Source organism: Cardiobacterium sp. (genome assembly GCF_057314735.1).
Genome location: NZ_DBHKZK010000060.1, coordinates 23779 through 44285, shown reverse-complemented (window position 1 = coordinate 44285; position 20507 = coordinate 23779). Strand labels below are relative to the sequence as shown.

The following is a 20507-nucleotide window of genomic DNA, read 5'->3' as shown; positions in this document are numbered from 1 at the left end:
CCCCGGGGGAAGTTGTCTCCCGTTTTTCATTTAGGAGACAACCATGTATTATAATCCTCAACAATACTCCGAGATACTTCACCGTCTCGAATCTGTAAAATTTTCAAGAGCACAGAGTGAAACCCTCATGGCTATCATCGAAGAGCAACAACAGGCAAAAATCACTGAACTCGCAACCAAAGGCGATATAGAAGATTTGCGTCTGGCAACCAAGCGAGATATTGATGAACTGCGACGGGAAACCAAGCGAGATATTGATGAACTGCGACGGGAAACCAAACAGGGAATTGATGAACTGCGACGGGAAACCAAACAGGGAATTGATGATCTCCGCAAGGAAACCCAAATGGAGTTTGTCAAAGTACGCCACGAAATATCAGATGTTCGCAAGGATATGAGATTAGGCTTCATTGTCTTGGGTGCGTTGGTGCTGGTTGCACCAAATGCGACTTCCCTGTTCCAGCTCTTGTTAAACCTGTTCAAATGAACATCGCAGGCTCCCTTCCGGGAGCCTCTTTTGTATCTGCATGGAGGAAAACATGAAAAAACTGCTACTGCCTGTTCTGCTGACCATCACCCTGACTGCCAACGCCGCCGAGACCCTAAAAACACCGTATGGCACATTGAGCTTTATCCTGGATAATTCACCTGCCGGGGACATGGACAAGATTGCACTTGATGGCAAGCCAGTCGGCTCATTTACTAACTATGGTTATCCGCAATTTGCTGAAAAGCATTATCAGTTGGGAACAAAGGATATTTATATTTTCCGCTCGCATTCCGGTGCAAACAGCGACATGGAGCAATATTACGGATTGGTTGTTTTGGAGAAAAATAAAGTACCACGCATCCTTATAGACGATGAATTTTGGGGACCACCAATCCCGGATCAGAAGTTCGAGGTTAAAAACGGTAAACTCATCTCGGATCTTGGTCTCCGCGAGAAAAAGCGCTATTTCATGAGCTATGACGGCAACAAAATCACCATCACCTCGCAGGCCAGCAAAAAGGCAAATCTGAGTGAACAGGACTGCAAGGAGGCCTACAAAAATCGCGAAGAATACTGCGATGAGAATAAAGCGCAATGGGCATATCGTAGCGTTGAAGCACTCTATGACCAACCTGGTTTCAACGACAGCGGGTTCGAGAAATTCTGCAACAACAAAAAGAAAATCAGGAAAACACCGTACAAAACCTTCAAGGCGATGGTCTGCCACAACCCGTGAACCCAAACGCCTGCCCCAGTCCCCGCGCCCTGCTTTGCCAGGGCGTTTTTATGCTTCGTGTAAACATGAACTTGCGCAATTCAGCATCGCAGCACCATACACGATAATTTGCCAAAAACAGGGCTTGTCATTTGGCATCAATTGTGCTTGAATGGGTTCAAAGCCGCACTTGCTCAAAGTGCAAACGGACGCCATGCCGGCCTCGGCGTCCAGCCGGAAACGGTGTCGGCATCTTTTCAACCTGCTGCGCAATGCAGCACCTCAAACCCGCAGGGGAAACGATTTCCCTGCCGGGATTGCTGTTTCTCCTGCTTTTTTCGTTTAACAGGAGAACGCAATGAAAAACCAAGCCAATCAAGAAGCCCAAATCAATTACTTCAACTTCACTGCTGACGCGGTGGCGTATGTAAACGAAGTAAAAAGAGTAAAACCTAACAGGGGTAATCCCTTTATCGCCCTGAAGGTTGCTATCCTTGAAGGTGCCAATGGTGACAAAGCCTATTGCGACCTCATATTGGTCGGCAAACAGGCGCAAGAAGTTATTTTCGCTTTAGAAAATGAGTGGCCACAAGGTTACCAAAATAACGGCTCCGCATGGTTTGCGGGGCTGCGTATTGGCAGCCTGTATGCCAAACCCTACCTTAGCAAAAAGGGTGAACCGAAGGCCGTCCTTGGTGGACGACTCATCGCCATCAAATGGCTGGAAATCGGCGATGAACAGATTGAGGTGCCTGAATGGCGTACCGAATCTGCCGATGCCGAAAACTACGGGGAAGATCCATATGTCGATGACGCTTACGGTTCCGACGATTACGTCGAACACGAAACGCATCCGCAACCAGACAATCCCCAACCGCGCGGACAATCCCGTCCGCAACCTCAACAGCAGCAACAACGCAGCAACCAGGGACAGGCGCAACGCCAGCCCCAGGCGCGTCAAAACGCTCCGCAACGCCAAGCCCAACCCCAACAGGGACAACAAGGTTTCCGTCGCAGGAACACCGCTGCTTGAACCACCCCGCCCCGAAAGACTCCGGTCTTTCGGGCGGATTTTCACACTGCTGGCTTTTGCAGCTTCCCGACGCTCTCACGGTCATCGAGGCTACAAATTCAGCAGTGTGTCGAGACGCGATGCAGCCGCGTATCCAAATCGCTGCACCTTTGCGCCAAGCGCGACGGCATGAAACCACCCCATGATGGGTGGTTTTATTTTGCCTGCGCCAAGGTTGCGGACAGCACATGCGGTTTTTGCTAAAATCAGAGGTTAAACGTTGCACGAACGTTAATCGTGTGAAGCCACCCTGCCGGACGTGAGTGGCTGGAATCCGGTGCCATTTCGTAAAAGGTGCGTGGCAAAAGCCAGAGACAACGACCTTTTGCGATTTACTCTAACGAGAAGGCGGCTGCGGGTACCACGCGTCCGCCTTCATTTTTGCCCGGAATCTGCTGCCATCAACCTGTACGGCAGCATTGCCGTCCCGCCATCCCGGAACATTGACAGCCTGCCGCGTTTTTGCTGCAATGAACCGCATAGCCGCACTTGCTCAAGGTGCATCACGGACGCCATGCCGATTTTCCCGCGTCCGGCCGGAAACGGTGTCGGCGTCTTTCAATCCGCTGCTCCAGGCAGCACCTCAAACCCGCAGGGGAAACGATTCCCCCACCGGGATTGCTGTTTCTCCTGCTTTTTCGTTCAACAGGAGAACATCATGCAAACTTACTATATCTATCACATTGACCCTGCCCACGGCTGGGTTGAAGTATCAATGGCGGAACTGCGTCGCCTCGGCATCGCTGACAAGGTATCGGGATTTTCTACCCGCCTTGACGAAGTTGCTTACCTGGAAGAAGACGATGATTACGACCTGTTTTGTAAAGCCAAGGCAGCGCGGGGAGAAACCGTTGCTGTCAAAAAGGTTTACCGGGAATATAACCCGGTAAGCAACTATCCCGGTTATTACCGCGATTAGTTCGTCGCTTTTACACCAAACATCACCCACGGGGTATCTGCCCGTGGGGCGGATACCCCTTTTTTCAACCCTGAAAACAGGAGGTATCCATGCCCAACTGGGTATCCAACCACGTCCAATGCACCAATAGCGACGCGCTGTCCCGGCTGCGGGATTTCAGCCTGATTATCCCGGAGCATCCGGCCATCGCCCTTCTCTCCGGCCTGGCCGCGCAACACGCAGCGCAGCTGTACCAACAGGGCAAAAGCTGGCGGGCGGTCGCCACCGATCCCGCCTTTGTTGCCAGCCTCGACCAAGAGCAAAAGGACACGCCGGCAAAACACCGGCTCACCCCCGAACGCGCCGCACGCCGCTATCTGTTGTACTGCAAGGTACACGGCTGCGTGGACTGGTACGACTGGCGTTGCGAGCACTGGGGCAGCAAGTGGAACGTGTACCACTACCGCCACCAGGGCGGTGAGGTGTGGTTTGAAACTGCACTCATGCACCCCTGGCCCGTCCTTGAGGCGTTGTCACGGCAGTTTCCCGCCGAAGTGTTCTCGGTCAGCTATGCCGATGAAGACATTGGCAGCGATACCGGCACCTACGAGATGCAAAACGGCAAACTGTTGACTGGCGGCGAGCCGGATGACGGCTCGCGCGAGGCTTTTGAGCTCGCCTTTTTTCATTGGGGTGGCGAAGAAGATTACGTCCTGTGCGACGGCAACTATCACCACCGCGACGACGATGAAGCTGGTCGCGAAGACACGTCCAAATCTGCGCCGTCTGCCTGATTATCCGGCACGGCGTTAAACACCGTCGCGCCGCCTGGTTACTGACGTCGCATCTCAACTATCCGCAGCACCGCGCTGCGCTCACCCACGGGGGTATCTGCCCGTGGGGTGGATATCCCTCTTTTTGTTTACAACTTAAGGAGTTAAACCATGCCTAACTGGGCATCCAACATTGTCAAATGCGACAACATCGACGCACTGCTGCGCCTGCGCGATTTCAACCGCATCGTGCCACAGCCGCTGGTGCTGGACATCATCTGCGGCGGCATCTCGCACTATGTCGAGGAGCAGTTCCAACAGGGTAAAAACTGGCGCGATCTGCTTGAAAATCCCGTATTTCTTGACGCCTTCGCCGAAGAAAAACGGTATCCGTTCGAACCCCGTTACACCGCCGTACAGGCGGCGCGCCGCTACTGGCTGGGCTACCGCCTGTACGGCTACCTTACTTGGCATGAGTGGCGTTGCGACAAGTGGGGGACAAAATGGAACGCCAGCGAATACCGCCTTGACCTGGATAATGGCGAGGTGCGGTTTCACACCGCCTGGGAGCATCCGTATCCCGTCATCGCAGCTCTGTCGCGGCAGTTTCCTGATGAAGTTTTTTGCGCCAGCTTTGCGGATGAATATATCGGTAGTAGGACTGGTGTTTACGACATGCAAAACGGCAAAGTGTTGGCAAGTCGCAAATTCAAAAACGGATCATGCGAAGCCTTCGAGATGGCTTTTCAGCACTGGGATTGCGCGGAGGATTACGTCCTGCGCAATGGCTACTACCGCCACATCGACGACGATTACATTGATGACGATGAAGACCACTGTGAAGACGGCGATGAAGACACGCCTGAATCTGCGCCGCCTTCCTGATTGTATTGGGGCGCTATCATCATCCGTAGCCTGACCCTCAACCTTGTCCGGTAGCACCGCTACCCGTCCCCGCAGGGGCTTCCCCTGCGGAGGCTCCTGCTTTTTTTCAACAACAGGAGCATTTTATGAACGACGTTGATACGAAACACGTTGCAGACATCCTGCAAGCCTGCCTTGCCCACTACTGCAACGACAACGGCGACTGGCTTGCCTTGCTGCATCAACAGTTGGGATTGCACATCCGCCGCGCCGAGCGGCGGCAATTCATTGATGGCCGCGACGCACACGGGCTGCTGCTCGATTACCTCGGCAGCAGTTATGCCGCTGCCATCCTCTACGACAGGCCGGGCGATGCGAGGCTGTTCGAACTGGTCAGGTTGCCCGCCTATGACACGGCAGATGACCTCCGGGTGGCCTTCGCCGCCCAGCTGTGTTTCTGGGAATTTGAAAACGACCCGGCAGCACCTTGTGCGACGTGCAGGCTCAATGAACGCCTGCTGACCGTCCGCTGTGCGGACGAAGATGAGCGGGTGTGCCAGTACGGCGCCATCGTCAGCTACGGCGTCATCACCGCTGTCGCCAAAATCCAGGCGAAAGCACTCGTCTGGTATCCGGATGCTGCCGAAATTATCGCCATTCTCAGCATGGCGCTGAAACTGCGCGAGCGCCACGGCACCGCGCTGCCGGAGAGCATTGAGGAACTCGGCGGCTTCCTGCTGGAGCCGCCCACACCGCCAATTGAATGTGCAGACATCTGGCGTGAATGGCTGGCCGTCCGTTACGCCGGCCGCTATTTCCGCATCGAAATCCGGCAGCGACGCGAGATTTCCGGGTTGCGCGAATGCAGTCCGCCACAACGCTGACCGCCTGATTCACCGCACCGACCGGTTCATTTCCCCCGCAGGGGCTTCCCTGCGGGAGGCTCCTGCTTTTTTTCAACAACAGGAGCTTTTTATGAACGACATTCATCCGAAAACCATCGTAGAGGCGATGCTGAACGTCTGCCTCATGCGCGACGACGCAGGGCATGCCGACTGGTACGAACTGTTCAGGGTACAGGGTGCCTGGATCCCGGAAATCATCCGTGGCGAAACGGCAGCGGGTCATGCCGCCCAGGTTGCCGCCATGACGTTTGATGATACGGATTATCTCTGCTTTGTCAGCCGCGATCCGCAGACGCAAAGGCTCAAACTGGAGCAGTTGGTGCAACTGCCGGATCAGCTGGAACCGCACGAAATCCAGGTCGCGCTCTATGCACTCACGACCTGCTGGCATATCACGACCGCCCCGTGCAGTACGGACTGGTATGGCCGTATCATCAACACACAGCTCTTGCTGGTTGGCGGCTGTGATGACGGCAATATTGCCTACCATGCAGTTCATCATGTGCTGGGGCAGATCATGCGCATCGTGCGCCTGCCCGCCCGTCCGGTTCTTTGGTATCCCGAAGCGCTTGACCTCATCGCCCTGCTCGCTGTTGCCGTGCAACAGCAGGCGGATGGCGAAGATGACGCCGAGCTTGACCACGCCATCACCGCGCTGGATGGCACCATCACCGGTGGCGGCACAAACGGCGACGGTAGCAAATACCGCGTCATTTACCTGAACGGACGCAGTTACGGCGTCACCATGTTGGATGGCGACATTCTCGAATTGTTTGAGATCGCCGAAAACCCGTAAATACGCCGGTTATCCGGCACTCCCCCGCAGGGGCTTCCCTGCGAGAGGCTCCTGCTTTTTCTTTTTTCTACAGGAGCTTTTCATGTTTTTCCCCAAAGAAAAAAACTACGACGACATCAACGAAGTCCGCACCGCCATTACGGCCATACTGGAGCAGTATTCCGACAATCCCGAACTGGCACGCCAGCTTGTCGCCGACAGCGAATGCCGTATCTTTGACATCGTCCCGCTCGATGACGGCAGCGGTACCGCCTGGTTTTTCGGTTATGGTTACGCCGACTACGCCTTGCGCCTTGCCAGAAATCCGGTGACCCGCAAACGGGAGCTGGACGATATTGTCGCCATGCCGCTCTACGATGACGCCGGTGCCGGATTCTATGCCCAGGTAGCCGCCTGGAACGGCTGCGACCTTGAACACGGTCAGCAGCATTGCCGCCGCCTCAATGAGATGGTATCGCTGGTGACCCTGCCGCAGAAAACGGTGTACGACCACGAAGCATGCTGTCCCGCGCTATCCGATGAACCCGGCTGGTACGCCGTGCGCATCCAGGACGGCAAGGTTGAAGCCGTAGAACCGGTGCAGGAGACCATCGTCATTGGGCAGCGCGACTGCTTGGGTGCGGCGGTAGCGATACTGGCCGCCATTTGCAGCGGTGCAGAGGCGGAGGACGCCTTCCCGCGCGTGGGTATCGAATTTCTTTGTCCGCCGGCTCCCCTGCCGCTGGCTACATCGGGCTTCAAACGTTGCCTGCACATTGTCTGGCAGAACGAAGCGTACATGGTCACCATTGAAAGCCACCGCCTGCTGCACATCGTCAAAATCTGACCATCAACCCGAACCGGCCTTCATGGCCGGTTTTTGTGTGGGTGCATGGGCATGATGCCCATGAACATAATTTGTCGCAACCCCATAACATAAAAGGAAAAATCAATGGTTAGCGACATTGAAGATTACCTTGCCTGGCTACGCGACAAACGCGGCAAGGCAGCACAAACCCTCTCCACCTACCGCCGCCTGTTACGCCGGTTCGAAGAAGCGCACTCTGGTCGTGACCTGCGCCTGCTGGACGACGAAGCCCTGCAACATTACCTGGTCAACCATCTCGGCAGCGGCAACCGCAGCCCCGCGACCCTCAGAATGCACCGCTCCGTGTTGCGCGGTTTTTATGAATGGTTATACCGCCAGCGCATCCTGTCTGCCAACCCGGCCCTTGAGCTTGAACTGCCATGTCAGCCGCAACCAGCGGCACCCCGCACGCTCACCCTTGCGCAGATTACCACCCTGCTGGAACCCCCGGAGACCGATGATCCCTGGCTTATCCGTGACCACGCCATACTTGAGCTGTTCTACTCCACCGGAATGCGCCTCACCGAGCTGGCCGCCATCAATCATTGCGACCTGGGAGCCGACAGCGACCGCTACCTCATCCGCCGCAAAGGCGGCGGTACGGGTCGCCCTGTTTTTATCGGCAGCAAGGCGCGCGCAGCACTCGCCCGCTGGCAGTCAGTACGGGGCAATCTGCCGGGAAGTGCAAACGAAGCGGCGCTCTTTCTCAATGGAAAGGGTGGCCGTCTCAGCGACCGCAGTATCGCCAAACACGTCAAGGATTACGCCGCCATCCGCCTGCCGGGGATAAATGTGCATCCGCAGCTGCTGCGCCACACTTTTGCCATCCATCTGTTGCAAGCTACTGGCGATCTGCGCGCGGTGCAGGCACTGCTCGGCCACAAGAAACTGGTGACCACGCAAATGTTGTACGCCAGTTTCGATTTTCCGTTCCTCGCGCGCGAGTATGAGCGCAAACACCCGCGCATGAAGACGGGCGGACACCGGAGGAAGGAGCAAGGGTAAACAGGCGACCGGACGTATCTGTTGCGGCGACAGGTTTCTCGCCAGCACATTGACGCTTCAGGGGGAAAGGGCTATATTCCCGGCTGAAGTTGGCGAACTTGTCGCCACCACTGACCGGACAGCGCGGGATTCTTGCCCGCCGCCGTCGCCATTCCGGTTACAGCCGCCAGGCTGGGACGGCATCTTTCCATCTGCTGCGCCATGCAGCGCCATCTCAACCCGCAGGGGAATCATCCCTACCGGGCTGTTCTCCTGTTTTTTGTTAATCAACAGGAGAAAAACCATGAGAAATCTTCTCTCCATTCTTTTGCTCAAACTGCTAAAACGCATTGATCCCCGCCTGTATGAAGAACTGGATTTTAATCTGGAGCATACCCTTTACGGCGGAGAGCCGGAAGACTGGTTTTCGGAAGAACAAGCGCCTGAGGCACATCGGGTCAAATACCTGATTCGTGGCAATCTTGCCGGAGCCAATGTCATGAGCTGTCTGATCAGGGCAAAGGCGCGTTGCGATAATCTGCTGCAGCGTCTGTAACGGCATAGCGGTTGTCGCGAGCCCTGTCCCACTCCGCATAGGACATATGCACCGTTTTTACCCACAGGGGAATCATCCCTGCCGGGCTGTTCTCCTGCTTTTTCTTTCTGCAACAGGAGAATCCATGTCCAAAACCGATATCCATGTCCTGGGCGACCCCGGCACCTCGCTGCTGGAGCAATACGCCCATATCCTCCCATCGCGTGAGCGCAAACTCACGATTACGCTAAACCCGAAGGAGATGGCGGCCGTGCTGTTCGCCTATGACTACATCAACTTCCCCGATGAATTGGGGCTGAATGCAGTCATGGCGGAACTCAAAGATGCCATCCGTTCATAAATCAACCCGCTGACCACCCACGGCCAGCATCCCACCCGCACGGGGAATCTTCCCGACGGGAGGTTCTCCGTTTTCTTTTGCAACCGGAGAACCCTCATGAATCCCCAACCTTCCCCCCACGCCCCGCCAGATGCCGCTGCTGATTTCGTCAGCGTCAGCGGCCGCCTGAACGTCACCTACCGCAACGGACGTTACGGCCCGTTCCCGGTTGGCACGCTGCATTGCGCCCTCGGTACCTTCACCGTGCGCGACCAGCGCGACAACGCCTGGCTGGAAACCCTTGCCAACGGCGACTACAACGGTATTTTTGCCGTTTCCGCCATCACCCTCTATACCTATCAGGCCTACGGCGAGTTGCGTGTCTGCCTGCGCGCGATGGTCGAACAGTTCGAGCTGGACGGCTATGGCGAGGAAAGCGGCGACACCGAACCGGAATCCGTCCCCGATCCGCTGGAGGAAGAAGGCGTTGCGCCAACCTTCAGCCGCGACGAGACGCCGGATGACGAGTCGTTTGACGAACAGGTGCAATTCCTGCGTTCCTTCCTCGCCGACGGCGACGACTGGCAATACGGCGATGTTTATCATCCCGACACCACCATTGGCCGGGAGAACCTCATCCGCTGCCGCCAGATACTGGTCGCCTTTGGCTATCAATACGACATGCGCTCGCAAAGTTTCTACCTGCCGCAGCAGGAGGCGTATGCGCATGGCTGACCTGATGCACCCCCGCGTCGCCGCCAACTACGCGGCGATGGGCTATTACCCGACCGACGATGCCACCCTGCGTGGCATCGGTTTCCTCGTCGCCCCTTCAACCGAAGCGGTGAAATGCCTTGACCCCTGTTGTGGCTGTGGCCGTGCGCTGGCGCATTTTGCCAGCCATGAGCGTTACCCTTTCGGACAACGCTACGGCATTGAGCTGGACGGGGGGCGTGTCGCACAAGCTACACCGCGTCTGCACAAGCTGCTGCACGCCAACGCCCTGGAAGCACACGTCACCCCGCAGTCGGTCGATTGCCTTTTTCTCAATCCGCCCTATGGCTGGAATCTCGGTGACAAGGAAGCCGGCGGCAAGCGGGTGCGGCTGGAACACCAGTTCCTGCAACACTTCTTCCCCGCCCTGCGCGCTGACGGCCTGCTCATCTACATCGTCCCCAAGGCGAGTTTTGGTGAAGCCTGCCAGAAATGGCTGCTCGCCCGCTTCGATGGCATCGGCGTCTGGCTGGCGGCAACCGACCGTTTCGACCAGATTGTCATCATCGCACGCAAGCGCAAGGCGGCGAGTGCGCAAATGGACCAGGCACAACTGGAGCAGTTTGCCGCCTGGCAGACGGGCAAGGAACCCTGGCCCACACTGCCGGAGACGGCGGCATACCGCTATCACCCTGCCGCCAACAGCAAAGCGCTGCTGATGCAGAGCAGGCTGCTCGACGCCCAGGGCATGGCCGCGCTCACCCGCGAATGTCCCGGTCTGTGGCATGACTTCACCGCGAACTTCTGCCGCAGCGACAACCATGCTGCCATCCGCCCGCTACATGACCTCACCGAATGGCACACCTGCCTGCTCATCAGCGCTGGTGTGGTCAGCGGTCTGGTTGATAACGGCCAGCGCTGCCTGCTCATCAAGGGCAGGACGAGCAAGACGAAAATCATCCGCCGCCGTGAAAACGACGACGGCAACGTCATCAGTGAAGAACAGCGTGACCGCTTCACTACCGTAATCAAGGCGATCGACATGACGCCGGACTCACCCCACTACGGCAGCATCATCCAGATCAAATAACGGATTTTGCCGCCCTTTCCCCGCAGGGAGTACCCCCTGCGGGGGTTACTCCCATCATTTCTCAATCAAATGTCAGGAGTAACCATGACTACTTTCAACCGTCCAGCCCCGATTGAGCTGGAAAACTTCGACGGCATCTACTGCGACGCCTTCGCCTGCCACCAGCAACTGGTTTTCGTCTCGCTTTGGGGTTATGCCAGCCGGATGATGGCACTCTACGGCGCGATTACCAGTGGCACGCAGCACTCGCTGCAAATCGCCGGTGAACACTACGGCGTCAACAAATCGCTCGACAAAATGCAGTGCCGCCTGCCGAAAGACAGCCGCTACGGCAACGAGATGGTACACGCCATGCTCCATGCCGACATCGTCAGCGACAGCATCGGCCAACAGCGCGTACTGCTCGGCGACACCTGCGACAACCGCCTCTGGCTGGAGCTGTCCCAGCTCTCCGAACTCGGCCTGCTGCCGCACTGGCAGGATGTATTGCTGCCGCAGTTGCGCGCAGAAAACTTCATCCGCCCGCTCACCACAATGGGCATCAATGCGGTGCTGCTCGACCTCTCCCGCCAGGGGGAATACGAGCGTCTGCTCTGCCGCCTCATCCGCGAAGGTCAGCTGGGCGTCGCGCCGCAAAATACCACGTCCGGCAGCGACAACCTCACCACCAAGCGGGAGGCCGCATGAAAGTGAACGGTCTTTCCCTCTTTTGCTCATCCATCAGCATTGAACTGCTGGCCGAACTGTTGAGTGACGTCTTTAGCGCTCGCGTGCTGATTGCCCTGATCCTTGTCAGCCTGCTCATCCGCTGGCAGCGTGGCCGCAAACCGTGGTACCGCTCCCGTTGGGATGACGATGACTGGCTCTGAGCACACCGCACAAACACATCTTGCATCTTCCACACACCATGCCCCGGACGGCTCACGCCACCGGGGTAACTTTTTAAGGATTCCCCATGAAAAACTCTCTGCAAACCCTCTCCGCCTGGATGATTTACTTCGACACCCGGCACGAACAGGCAGCGACCATCGCCGCCCGGCTCTCCGCCCATATCTTCCCCGCAGACGCACCACGCGACCCGCTGGCGGCAGTGCGGCAATACCTGGAAGCCCACGGCTATCCGCCCCAATGGGCGCTATCGGTGCGTAGCGCTACCGACTTCATCGGTGAACGCAACCGCAGGGAGACAATACCGCCGCGCGAATACCGCGCCCTGGTCTATCTCGCCCACGGCGACGACGGCCGGCTTGACGGCGCACGTTGGTTGGCCTTCTGCGAGCGTGAGGACTTCCATTATCACGTCCCGCGCGCAGCCGCACGCCGCGTCTTCAGCATGGTGTTGCACGATGCGGAAGACATCGACTTCGCCCTGCTGAATGACCTCTGTCGTAACTACGGCTGCGTGGACAGTGACTTTCTCGTCATCCGTGACGATCCGGGATTGCCGGGCATCGGCGACCTGCACTACCTGCTACGTCACCTCGACCTGAACCCGGACAACTACGAAGACGTCATCTACACACTCGAAGATGCCGACACGGAATGGCTCTATACCCGCCACCGCGACAGCATCCACCGCTGGGTGAATGCAAACGCCATCGACATCCTTGAACAGGCGGACTACCGCCTTGACGAGCTGCTCGACGCGCCGCACCAGGCACGGCAGCGGCTGGTGTATCACTGGGCCTGCGATTTGGTACAGCGGCATTTTGCCGACCGGGGGTATATCCGCCCCTATACCGCCACGCCACCGCTCTTTGCCGATGGCACAGGAGACAGCATTGAAGCAGCAACCTGACCCCGCACAACCCGGCGCAAGCCGGGTTTTTGCTGCGCGCAATCCATTGACCACAAAAGAAGAAGCGGCTATATTGCCCGTGAAAGTTGGCGAACTATACACGCAACCAAATGCCGGACAGTGCGGAATATAGATTCCGCCGCCATCTGAAAATCTGGCTGGTCGCAAGACCGGATGGCTCCTTTTTCAAGCCGCTGCGTTACGCAGCATTTCACCCGCAGGGGACACAGTTCCCTGACGGGTCGGTGTCCCTCAACTTTACAGGAGACACTATGGATCCAAAAAAATTGCAGAAGTGGGTCATTTCCTTCTTTCATGGCCTTGACCATGACCAGCGCAAGCAGGTTGCAACCTCATGTAATACCGTGGCCGCCTTGGTCATGGTAAATTACACTATCCAAGGTAGTGGTTTTTCAGCCGTTTTAATGTTGATTATATCTACCCTTCTTTGGGTTGTTAGCATTATCATTGTTCGAAAGAATGATGATTGAGGAGGTTAAAATGTTTACCACATTATTTAATTTATTTGCTATTGGCTTGTTGATATTCGCCATATTAATTGTCTTGGCAGATAAATGGCATAAGGAGGCGAAAGAAAAAGAGAAAAGAGAACACTGATTTCTTTTTCTAACGCTAGACTACTTCATACACTGCTATTTAAATAGCACCTCACCCACAGGGGAACACAGTTCCCCTGCCGGGACTGTTCCCCTGATTTTTTCTTTCATCAACCAGGAGCACGAACATGTCCCTCACCCCATCCGAAATCCGCGCCCTTGCTGACCGTAAATGGAGTGTCCTGCCGGGCACCCAGGACGAAACCGTCAGCGAGCTGCGCGTCTTGCAAAGCGCCGCCGGTTTCTACGTTGGCCGTGTTGAAATCATGCCAGAAGGCCACGAATTCCCGTTCTGCCGCGAAAGCGGGTATTACCCTACCCGCGAAAAGGCAGAAAGCGCGCTTGAATTTTTGCGCGAACTCGAACACGAGCCGGAATAACCTGCCACGCCTTCTCAATTCCTGATGCAGCCCGCTGCATCGCCTCCCACAGGGGAACACTTCCCCTGTGGCGGTGTTCTCCTGTCCTTTTACGCAAACCGGAGAACACCATGAATTCCCGTACTTATATGCTCCACACCGATCCCGGCCACGGCTGGCTCGAAGTGCCGATGGCGGAATTGCGCCGTCTCGGCATTGCCTGGAGCATTTCATCCTGCTCTTATCGCCATGGCGATACTGCCTATCTCGAAGAAGACTGCGACGCGCCGCGCTTCGTTGAGGCTCTACGTGCGCAAGGCATCGAAGTCAAATTCGTGCCGCGCTACCAGGAGGTAACACCCATCCGGCGCTACCCTCATTACTGGTGCGAGGCCATGACCGGCTGATGCCGCATCACCACATTTCACTTCAACCCCACGGGGAATACTGTCCCGTGGCGGTGTTCCCCTTCTTTCAAGCAAACGGAGAACACCTATGGAATCTTGTTTTATCGGGTTATACTGGAGTAAAACCAATCCGGGAATAACCATGTCAACCACAATCCTCACCATCCGCAAAAGCGGCAATGCCAGCATTGTTTCCCTGCCCAAGCTGCTGCTGGAACAACTCGGCATCGGCATTGGCGACAGCTTCAATGCCACCCTTCAGGACGGCAAAATTATCCTTGAGCCGTCCAAAGTGGAGGAACTGACGCTGGAGCAAATCCTGGAAGGAATTACACCAGAGACTTACCAAACGGCAGAAGACCAAGACTGGATGAATATGCGTCCGGTCGGGAAGGAATTGCTATGAGCCGCTATATTCCGGAACGGGGTGACATCATCTACATTGACTTCGACCCGGCCAGCGGACGCGAAATCCAGAAGCGCCGTCCGGCTTTGGTGGTCAGCTCGCAACTGCTCTCCCGGCAGACCGGCTTTGCCCTGGTGTGCCCGATTACGTCCACCCGTCGCGGCAACAATGCGGAGGTGGATATTGATGGCGAAATCATCAGCGGTGTGGCCATTTCCATCCAGCTCAAATCCCTGGATTATCGTGAACGCAAAGCCGAGTTTGTCGAAAAGGCAGATCAGGCGACTGTCGCCAGAATGAGTATGCTGCTGCAAAAGCTCGTTGCCATCTGATTCGTTAACCTGAACACACCGTAGCGTCCGCTACGGTTTTTTTCATCGCGGCCTTGCCGCCCAACCCCGTGGGGAACCCTTCCCCGCCGGGGTGGTGTTCCCCGTTTATCCAAACCGGAGAACACCATGAACAACCTCAATCCTGCTGCTACTGCGGCAAATACCACCCCCTACGGCGACATAACCCGCGCCGATGTCGAAAACCTGCTTGGCGCGACGCGCCTTGCCGCCCTGCGCGCAAACAGCAAACATTGCCACAAACAGGGCCATGACCCGCAACCGGTCGTGCATCTCTACCTGCCCGGCAGCAGCCACCAGTGGCTGCTGACCGAGCTCCATACCCACGATGACGTGGCTTTTGGTCTCTGCGACCTCGGTGCCGGATTCCCGGAGCTTGGCTATGTTGATTTGCGCGAAGTGCTGGCGGCAGCCGATTCCGTGAATGCGGAACTGCGCTGCAATCTGGCCTTCCGGCCGGTAGCGCCGCTGTCCGAATATGCCGAACAGGCACGCCGCGCACAGCGCATCGTCCTCTCCTGGAAAGGCGCGCCTTCGCCCTGGCCGGATGCAGAGGACACCGCTACGGCAAGCCCTGTACCAGCAGGCGCAAATACGGCTGCTCCTGATGCAGCCACCGACGTGTCCATTGCTGATGCAGTGATGTGCAATACGGCCATTGCTGATGCAGGCGTCGACGCACCAATCGCTGATGCAGACAAAACGGACGACGGCGATGTCATGCCGCTGGCCCAGTTCCTTGCCGAGTTCGGCGAACCGCTGATGGCGCAAATCAACCGGCAAACGCCGGTGGTCTATGACGGCCGGCACGACAACTGGCAGGACGACGTCCTCGCCGGGCTGAAACGCCAGCCCTTCCCCGCGCAGAAACACCGCATCCACGCCTGCTATGCCGGACTGGTCACGCACGGCCTGCCTGCGGTATTTCTCAACGGCGAAATGGGTACCGGCAAAACCCTGATGGGCATCTGCGTTTCGGCGCTGATGCAGCATGAATACTCGCGCAAACCCGTCCTGGTCATCTCACCACCGCATCTCGTCTACAAATGGCGCCGCGAAATCCTCGACACCGTGCCGCAGGCAATGGTGCATGTCGTCAACGGCAGCAATGCCATCGGCGAGTTGATTCGCTTCCGCCGTGCGCTGGTTGAGGGACGCCTTGACCCGAAACGAGTGCATTACCTCATCTTTGGCCGGGTGCGAATGCGCATGGGCTTCTACTGGCGACCCGCCTACTGGAAGCGCCCCTACCGCTTCACCATGATCAATGACAAAGGCGAGCGAACCGTTGGCGGTTACGATGCCGTTGCCTGCCCTGGCTGCGGAGCATACCAGCGCAACAGCGCCGACGAACCGATACTGGCCACCCCGGAATGGGGAACGGAGCAGCGCAAAAGCTGCCAGCAATGCCAGCAGCCGCTGTGGACCATGCGCCACCGCGAAAGCGAAGACGAAACGGCGGAGCGCAAGCTACGCAAATTCCTCCTGCAACTGCCCGGTATTGGCAAAGTGAGTGCCGACCGCCTGGTTGAAACCTTCGGCGTTGAGATGCTGACCCGCATCATTGACGACAACGTGCAGGATTTCGTGAACCTCTGCGACAGCGAAGGCAACTTCGTTTTCAAGGACAAACACGCGGCCGCGCTGGAAAAAACGCTGGGACGGCTGGAATTCGCGCTGCGGATGATCAGCTATCAGCCGTCGGAGTACGTCAAACGCTACTTCCCGCGCAAAGCCTTCAGCCTGGCCCTCATCGACGAGGCGCACGAGTACAAGAATGCCGGTTCCGCGCAGGGACAGGCAATGGCGGTACTGTGCAACGAAGCCGAGAAGGTGCTCTGCCTCACCGGCACGCTGATGGGCGGTTACGCCTCCGACCTGTTTTACCTGCTGTTCCGGGCGATGCCCGGGGTGATGGTGCAGATGGGCTACGGTGCCAACCGGCACAACTCCTTCGCCGCAGCGGAAACCCGCTTCATGCGCCAACACGGCTGCCTGATAGACGTCTTCAGTTACAGCGGCGACCAAAGCGAATCCTTCCAAACCGCGCGCGGCAAAAAGACCACGTTGCACGTGAAGAAGGCACCGGGATTCGGGCCGATGGGTATTGCCCAGTTCATCCTGCCGCATACCGTCTTCATGCGTCTGACCGACCTGGGCGAAGGCATCCTGCCGGCGTACAGCGAAGAAACACGGATGGTGATGATGAGCGGCGCCATGCTGCAACACTACCGCGTGCTGAAACTGAAGCTGACTGCCGCCCTCGAAGCCGCGCTGGCGCGCCGTGACAACCGCCTCACCGGGGTGGTGATCAATGCGCTCTTGCGCTGGCCGGATACCTGCTTCCGTGCGGAGCAGGTGACCCATCCGGGTGAACGCAGCATCATCCTCGCCGAAGCTCCGTCACTGTGCGATGACGACACGCCTACACCGAAAGAGCAGGACATCCTCGACGTTTGTAGGCAAGAAAAACAGCTGGGGCGGCGGATTATCGTCTATACCACCTACACCGGTCGGCATGACACCTCAAGCCGCCTGCGCAACCTGTTGCAAGCGGCGGGATTGAAAGCGGCCGTACTGCGTTCAACGGTGAACAGTGACGCGCGTGAAGACTGGATTGCCGACCAGGTGGAGCATGGTATTGACGTGCTCATCACCAATCCCGAACTGGTGAAAACCGGGCTGGATTTGTTGGCATTCCCGAGCATCTACTTTGCACAGACCGGCTACAACGTCTATACCGTGGCGCAAGCCTCAAGACGCAGCTGGCGCATCGGGCAAAAAGACGCGGTGAAGGTTTACTACGCCTGCTACGAAGAAAGCGCCCAGGTGGACTGCCTGGAGCTGATGGCGAAGAAAATCAAAACCGCGCTCTCGACGATGGGCGTCATGCCGGAAACGGGACTCGACGTCTTCGACGAGGAAGAAAGCGAAGCCTCGCTGACCGAGGCGTTGGCCAAACAGCTGCTGCAAAAATAACCTTCTGCCTCTGCTGCGCCCCGAAAGGGGCGCTTTTTTACGCGCGCTATCCCAATTAGTGACAGCGGTTCAGACCATGAACTTGATTTTAGCGACTGTATTTTGTTTTTTTAAAACACATTTTCACGGGCTGAAAGAAATTTAAAAAACGTAGTATTTTTATGGCAGACGAGAAACTGGCATATGCTTAATTTTTTTGTTCCAGCTCTCTATATTCATCACAGCACAACCTTTTGCAAATGGCCATTTATTGCCGCCCGGTCCAAGTAACGGAATATTACGTTTTAGTGCTTCCGTGCGCCGCATGAGATCTACGGAGGTAAGCGAACTGATGGCAACTAATACCAGGTAATAAATGGGTTTTTCGCATCTTTTCTCCCCATATTCGTATAGCCAGGTGTCACGAAATTTGGTTTTCAAAGTTTGATCGAATTCGCCCGCTTTAAATTTCCTGATATACTCTGTTGTATTCTCTGGCGCTGCGCCTGGAGCCTCCGGATCTTTGAACTCAACAAAACAGGTATAAGCGGAATATTCAATAATAAAATCTACCGCTTTCATACAATGCAGCAATTTGTGTATGGCAGGTATATCAAACTTTCTTCCTGTCGCATTGGCTGGTAAAACAAGCTGCAAATTGCGCTCAGTCAATACGGTCATGGTTCTACCACTTCGTCTGATGCTACTTCATGGGTATCTACTTTAGGATATTCAAATATTTTACCCAAGCTGCGTTCCAGCTCGCGGTCATAGAGTGTGTCAAGAGTCTCCGTGATCAGGTTGGGATCCACCCCAATATAACTGTTACTGGTTCTTGCCTGCACGCTGTCAGTCTCGTCACGAAATAACGAAATATAACGAACGCTATCACTATCTTTTTGCCGCAAGTCAAATTCTTTCAACAGAACATAATTATGTGTCGAGAGAAATATCTGCACTCCCATGCGTTGCAATTCCAGCAGAATTTCAATGACTTCACCGAGCAGGGACGGGTTCAGGTTTGCCTCCGGCTCATCCCAAAAAAGCACGGAACCGGACAGCAATGTTCCATTTTGAATAAGTAACCAAATCAGGGCGAGCTTACGCATTCCTTCTGCCAACAAGGTAAATTCCAGTTCTCCCTGTTTGTTTTTCAGAAAGAAATATTCTCCTTTGTTGATGACCTTGCCATCAAGGGTTTTCTGTAACAAGTCCAGCAAGCGTTGTCGCCCTTTGTCAACAGGGCCTTTGAGCTTTGGTAAAAAGGCAAATTTGATAATATCCAGATAGACTTCTTCAAAAGCTATTTCACGCCGTGATGCCGTGGCCAAAAAACCCGGCGCATGCGCCAGCATTTCTTTTACCGGTATATAGGCGCTAATCAATTCTTTTTTTCCCCAACCAGTATTACCGGTAATTTTTACTGTTTCCGGTTTGTCAGTATGGTTGGAAAATTCCGCCGTCAATTTTCCGCTTTGTCGGATAACTGCAATTTTGGTGCTGATACTGCCAGCCTGCCGACGTGACAGACGTCCAATCCGGCCTTCATAGGGACTGAAAGTATTGCGCAGTTTCCAGGCGAAACCTTTCTCCCGGTCCTCACCCGTAGTAACGGCACATGCTGCATATAATGTTTTTAGCAGATGCGTCTTGCCGGTACCATTGGCACCAATAATGACATTGATGCCGGGGGAAAATTCCTGTTCCAGGTTGGCAAAAGATGTGAAATTTTCCAAATGGATGCGGGTGATTTTGCTCATGCTTGGCAATCCTGTTTGTTTCTTGTCTTTAATACACTGCAAGTGAGTAATATCATTATTTGCCGATATTCATTGGCACAAAATTTAGTAATAATACTCATGGCGCGTCGCGGCTAGACTAGACTCATTTTTGCGCTGCTGTTATTGCTACGCGCCGGAAACATATCCGGCTGATCCAGAATATCTTTGTTTGCATTTCTGACCCGCGCAATCGTCGCGCGAGAGACGCCAATTGCCCGTTCTATGGCGGAGTAGCTGATACCGTGCCGTAGCATCTCGACAATGGCGTTGTGCTTCTCCGTGTTCGGCCGCCGTCCCCGGTACTTCCCTTCTTTCTTTCCTTTGACGATGCCCTGTGCCTGCCGCTGGCGACGCATCACATAGTCCTTGCGCGCTACCGCCGCCAGGATGTCGATGATCAGCACATTGATGGCGCGCATGATGGACGCGGTCAGCTCGTCGTTACCGAGCACCATGTAGGTGGTTGGCAGGTCAATGGCGACGATGTTGATGCCGTTCTCGGAAATCATCCGCTTCAGTTTCTCCCAATCCTCATTCGCCAGACGGCTCAGGCGGTCGATACTCTCCACCAACAGGGTATCGCCGGGTTTGGCTGTGTCGAGCAGTCGCATGAGCTCCGGCCGGTGCAAGGTTGCACCAGAGATGTTTTCAACAAAATAGGCGGCGATGCGCTGCCCATGATCAGCAACAAACTGGTCCAGTTGTTTGCGTGCCCGATTGGCATCCTGTTCCGAGGTGCTGGCACGCAGATAGGCGTACACGAAGTTCATGGTTCCTCCATTATTTGTCCATTTTTATGGCGGGTGGT

At 55.9% G+C, this 20507-nt stretch carries 26 protein-coding genes; 23 read left to right on the top strand and 3 right to left on the bottom strand.

From position 1 onward, the window contains the following. The first annotated feature begins 127 nt into the window (after positions 1–127). From ACO54Z_RS08470 to ACO54Z_RS08360, 23 genes are all read left to right on the top strand, one after another. A complete protein-coding gene (locus tag ACO54Z_RS08470; RefSeq protein WP_485996613.1) occupies positions 128–487 on the top strand; it encodes a hypothetical protein in 360 nt (119 codons plus the stop codon). Between the two features lie 52 nt (positions 488–539). Continuing rightward, the gene (locus ACO54Z_RS08465) at positions 540–1226 is read left to right on the top strand and encodes a hypothetical protein (RefSeq protein WP_485996612.1); all 687 of its coding nucleotides are present in this window, start codon (positions 540–542) and stop codon (positions 1224–1226) included. Positions 1227–1563: 337 nt separating this feature from the next. Next, a complete protein-coding gene (locus ACO54Z_RS08460; RefSeq protein WP_485996611.1) occupies positions 1564–2238 on the top strand; it encodes a DUF3577 domain-containing protein in 675 nt (224 codons plus the stop codon). A gap of 697 nt (positions 2239–2935) precedes the next feature. Continuing rightward, complete coding sequence (locus ACO54Z_RS08455) at positions 2936–3196, top strand: hypothetical protein (protein ID WP_485996610.1); 261 nt, start codon at positions 2936–2938, stop codon at positions 3194–3196. Positions 3197–3285: 89 nt separating this feature from the next. Further along, complete coding sequence (locus ACO54Z_RS08450) at positions 3286–3969, top strand: DUF1281 family ferredoxin-like fold protein (RefSeq protein WP_485996609.1); 684 nt, start codon at positions 3286–3288, stop codon at positions 3967–3969. A 150-nt stretch (positions 3970–4119) separates the two neighbouring features. Beyond that, positions 4120–4833, top strand: a complete 714-nt coding sequence (locus ACO54Z_RS08445) for a DUF1281 family ferredoxin-like fold protein (protein WP_485996608.1) — start codon at positions 4120–4122, stop codon at positions 4831–4833. Positions 4834–4958: 125 nt separating this feature from the next. Then, complete coding sequence (locus ACO54Z_RS08440; protein ID WP_485996607.1) at positions 4959–5696, top strand: hypothetical protein; 738 nt, start codon at positions 4959–4961, stop codon at positions 5694–5696. Positions 5697–5787: 91 nt separating this feature from the next. Beyond that, positions 5788–6513 carry a hypothetical protein gene (locus ACO54Z_RS08435; protein WP_485996606.1) on the top strand — a complete coding sequence of 242 codons (726 nt, stop codon included), beginning with the start codon at positions 5788–5790 and terminating at the stop codon, positions 6511–6513. A gap of 82 nt (positions 6514–6595) precedes the next feature. Further along, positions 6596–7339 (top strand): hypothetical protein, encoded by a 744-nt coding sequence (locus tag ACO54Z_RS08430; RefSeq protein WP_485996605.1) that lies wholly within the window; start codon positions 6596–6598, stop codon positions 7337–7339. 105 nt (positions 7340–7444) lie between these two features. Beyond that, positions 7445–8365 (top strand): tyrosine-type recombinase/integrase, encoded by a 921-nt coding sequence (locus tag ACO54Z_RS08425; RefSeq protein ID WP_485996604.1) that lies wholly within the window; start codon positions 7445–7447, stop codon positions 8363–8365. A 283-nt stretch (positions 8366–8648) separates the two neighbouring features. After that, on the top strand, positions 8649–8900 hold the full coding sequence (locus ACO54Z_RS08420; protein WP_485996603.1) for a hypothetical protein: 252 nt from the start codon (positions 8649–8651) through the stop codon (positions 8898–8900). A gap of 124 nt (positions 8901–9024) precedes the next feature. After that, complete coding sequence (locus tag ACO54Z_RS08415; protein ID WP_485996602.1) at positions 9025–9240, top strand: hypothetical protein; 216 nt, start codon at positions 9025–9027, stop codon at positions 9238–9240. Positions 9241–9336: 96 nt separating this feature from the next. Further along, positions 9337–9954 carry a DUF3275 family protein gene (locus tag ACO54Z_RS08410; RefSeq protein WP_485996601.1) on the top strand — a complete coding sequence of 206 codons (618 nt, stop codon included), beginning with the start codon at positions 9337–9339 and terminating at the stop codon, positions 9952–9954. Next, on the top strand, positions 9947–11023 hold the full coding sequence (locus ACO54Z_RS08405) for a DUF6094 domain-containing protein (protein WP_485996600.1): 1077 nt from the start codon (positions 9947–9949) through the stop codon (positions 11021–11023). The genes ACO54Z_RS08410 and ACO54Z_RS08405 overlap by 8 nt, the downstream gene beginning before the upstream one ends. An 84-nt stretch (positions 11024–11107) precedes the next feature. Then, positions 11108–11710 (top strand): hypothetical protein, encoded by a 603-nt coding sequence (locus ACO54Z_RS08400; RefSeq protein ID WP_485996599.1) that lies wholly within the window; start codon positions 11108–11110, stop codon positions 11708–11710. Further along, positions 11707–11892: a hypothetical protein gene (locus ACO54Z_RS08395; RefSeq protein ID WP_485996598.1), complete on the top strand. Its 186-nt coding sequence runs from the start codon at positions 11707–11709 to the stop codon at positions 11890–11892. The genes ACO54Z_RS08400 and ACO54Z_RS08395 overlap by 4 nt, the downstream gene beginning before the upstream one ends. A gap of 86 nt (positions 11893–11978) precedes the next feature. Continuing rightward, on the top strand, positions 11979–12821 hold the full coding sequence (locus tag ACO54Z_RS08390) for a hypothetical protein (RefSeq protein WP_485996597.1): 843 nt from the start codon (positions 11979–11981) through the stop codon (positions 12819–12821). A gap of 110 nt (positions 12822–12931) precedes the next feature. Next, entirely contained in the window at positions 12932–13312 is a 381-nt protein-coding gene (locus ACO54Z_RS08385) for a hypothetical protein (RefSeq protein WP_485996596.1), read from the top strand. A 254-nt stretch (positions 13313–13566) separates the two neighbouring features. After that, complete coding sequence (locus ACO54Z_RS08380) at positions 13567–13818, top strand: hypothetical protein (protein ID WP_485996595.1); 252 nt, start codon at positions 13567–13569, stop codon at positions 13816–13818. 110 nt (positions 13819–13928) lie between these two features. Further along, a complete protein-coding gene (locus ACO54Z_RS08375) occupies positions 13929–14204 on the top strand; it encodes a hypothetical protein (protein ID WP_485996594.1) in 276 nt (91 codons plus the stop codon). Between the two features lie 142 nt (positions 14205–14346). Next, positions 14347–14610, top strand: coding sequence for an AbrB/MazE/SpoVT family DNA-binding domain-containing protein (locus ACO54Z_RS08370; protein ID WP_485996593.1), 264 nt, complete (start codon positions 14347–14349; stop codon positions 14608–14610). Then, on the top strand, positions 14607–14942 hold the full coding sequence (locus ACO54Z_RS08365; RefSeq protein WP_298078954.1) for a type II toxin-antitoxin system PemK/MazF family toxin: 336 nt from the start codon (positions 14607–14609) through the stop codon (positions 14940–14942). The genes ACO54Z_RS08370 and ACO54Z_RS08365 overlap by 4 nt, the downstream gene beginning before the upstream one ends. Positions 14943–15068: 126 nt before the next feature. Further along, positions 15069–17939 carry a DUF2958 domain-containing protein gene (locus ACO54Z_RS08360; protein WP_485996592.1) on the top strand — a complete coding sequence of 957 codons (2871 nt, stop codon included), beginning with the start codon at positions 15069–15071 and terminating at the stop codon, positions 17937–17939. A gap of 159 nt (positions 17940–18098) precedes the next feature. On the opposite strand, the gene ACO54Z_RS08355 is transcribed toward ACO54Z_RS08360, so the two are convergent. The 3 genes from ACO54Z_RS08355 to ACO54Z_RS08345 form a co-directional block, all read right to left on the bottom strand. Further along, positions 18099–18599, bottom strand: coding sequence for a hypothetical protein (locus tag ACO54Z_RS08355; protein ID WP_455003614.1), 501 nt, complete (start codon positions 18597–18599; stop codon positions 18099–18101). Then, positions 18596–19678, bottom strand: coding sequence for an AAA family ATPase (locus tag ACO54Z_RS08350; protein WP_485996591.1), 1083 nt, complete (start codon positions 19676–19678; stop codon positions 18596–18598). The genes ACO54Z_RS08355 and ACO54Z_RS08350 overlap by 4 nt, the downstream gene beginning before the upstream one ends. 113 nt (positions 19679–19791) lie before the next feature. After that, positions 19792–20469, bottom strand: coding sequence for a recombinase family protein (locus tag ACO54Z_RS08345; RefSeq protein ID WP_485996590.1), 678 nt, complete (start codon positions 20467–20469; stop codon positions 19792–19794). Positions 20470–20507 lie beyond the last annotated feature (38 nt).

What these genes read in the sequence shown, in the direction of transcription:
- ACO54Z_RS08470 (WP_485996613.1), top strand. Translation starts at nt 128, where the DNA reads ATGGCTATCATCGAAGAGCAACAACAGGCAAAAATCACTGAACTCGCA.
- ACO54Z_RS08465 (WP_485996612.1), top strand. Translation starts at nt 540, where the DNA reads ATGAAAAAACTGCTACTGCCTGTTCTGCTGACCATCACCCTGACTGCC.
- ACO54Z_RS08460 (WP_485996611.1), top strand. Translation starts at nt 1,564, where the DNA reads ATGAAAAACCAAGCCAATCAAGAAGCCCAAATCAATTACTTCAACTTC.
- ACO54Z_RS08455 (WP_485996610.1), top strand. Translation starts at nt 2,936, where the DNA reads ATGCAAACTTACTATATCTATCACATTGACCCTGCCCACGGCTGGGTT.
- ACO54Z_RS08450 (WP_485996609.1), top strand. Translation starts at nt 3,286, where the DNA reads ATGCCCAACTGGGTATCCAACCACGTCCAATGCACCAATAGCGACGCG.
- ACO54Z_RS08445 (WP_485996608.1), top strand. Translation starts at nt 4,120, where the DNA reads ATGCCTAACTGGGCATCCAACATTGTCAAATGCGACAACATCGACGCA.
- ACO54Z_RS08440 (WP_485996607.1), top strand. Translation starts at nt 4,959, where the DNA reads ATGAACGACGTTGATACGAAACACGTTGCAGACATCCTGCAAGCCTGC.
- ACO54Z_RS08435 (WP_485996606.1), top strand. Translation starts at nt 5,788, where the DNA reads ATGAACGACATTCATCCGAAAACCATCGTAGAGGCGATGCTGAACGTC.
- ACO54Z_RS08430 (WP_485996605.1), top strand. Translation starts at nt 6,596, where the DNA reads ATGTTTTTCCCCAAAGAAAAAAACTACGACGACATCAACGAAGTCCGC.
- ACO54Z_RS08425 (WP_485996604.1), top strand. Translation starts at nt 7,445, where the DNA reads ATGGTTAGCGACATTGAAGATTACCTTGCCTGGCTACGCGACAAACGC.
- ACO54Z_RS08420 (WP_485996603.1), top strand. Translation starts at nt 8,649, where the DNA reads ATGAGAAATCTTCTCTCCATTCTTTTGCTCAAACTGCTAAAACGCATT.
- ACO54Z_RS08415 (WP_485996602.1), top strand. Translation starts at nt 9,025, where the DNA reads ATGTCCAAAACCGATATCCATGTCCTGGGCGACCCCGGCACCTCGCTG.
- ACO54Z_RS08410 (WP_485996601.1), top strand. Translation starts at nt 9,337, where the DNA reads ATGAATCCCCAACCTTCCCCCCACGCCCCGCCAGATGCCGCTGCTGAT.
- ACO54Z_RS08405 (WP_485996600.1), top strand. Translation starts at nt 9,947, where the DNA reads ATGGCTGACCTGATGCACCCCCGCGTCGCCGCCAACTACGCGGCGATG.
- ACO54Z_RS08400 (WP_485996599.1), top strand. Translation starts at nt 11,108, where the DNA reads ATGACTACTTTCAACCGTCCAGCCCCGATTGAGCTGGAAAACTTCGAC.
- ACO54Z_RS08395 (WP_485996598.1), top strand. Translation starts at nt 11,707, where the DNA reads ATGAAAGTGAACGGTCTTTCCCTCTTTTGCTCATCCATCAGCATTGAA.
- ACO54Z_RS08390 (WP_485996597.1), top strand. Translation starts at nt 11,979, where the DNA reads ATGAAAAACTCTCTGCAAACCCTCTCCGCCTGGATGATTTACTTCGAC.
- ACO54Z_RS08385 (WP_485996596.1), top strand. Translation starts at nt 12,932, where the DNA reads ATGCCGGACAGTGCGGAATATAGATTCCGCCGCCATCTGAAAATCTGG.
- ACO54Z_RS08380 (WP_485996595.1), top strand. Translation starts at nt 13,567, where the DNA reads ATGTCCCTCACCCCATCCGAAATCCGCGCCCTTGCTGACCGTAAATGG.
- ACO54Z_RS08375 (WP_485996594.1), top strand. Translation starts at nt 13,929, where the DNA reads ATGAATTCCCGTACTTATATGCTCCACACCGATCCCGGCCACGGCTGG.
- ACO54Z_RS08370 (WP_485996593.1), top strand. Translation starts at nt 14,347, where the DNA reads ATGTCAACCACAATCCTCACCATCCGCAAAAGCGGCAATGCCAGCATT.
- ACO54Z_RS08365 (WP_298078954.1), top strand. Translation starts at nt 14,607, where the DNA reads ATGAGCCGCTATATTCCGGAACGGGGTGACATCATCTACATTGACTTC.
- ACO54Z_RS08360 (WP_485996592.1), top strand. Translation starts at nt 15,069, where the DNA reads ATGAACAACCTCAATCCTGCTGCTACTGCGGCAAATACCACCCCCTAC.
- ACO54Z_RS08355 (WP_455003614.1), bottom strand. Translation starts at nt 18,599, where the DNA reads ATGACCGTATTGACTGAGCGCAATTTGCAGCTTGTTTTACCAGCCAAT.
- ACO54Z_RS08350 (WP_485996591.1), bottom strand. Translation starts at nt 19,678, where the DNA reads ATGAGCAAAATCACCCGCATCCATTTGGAAAATTTCACATCTTTTGCC.
- ACO54Z_RS08345 (WP_485996590.1), bottom strand. Translation starts at nt 20,469, where the DNA reads ATGAACTTCGTGTACGCCTATCTGCGTGCCAGCACCTCGGAACAGGAT.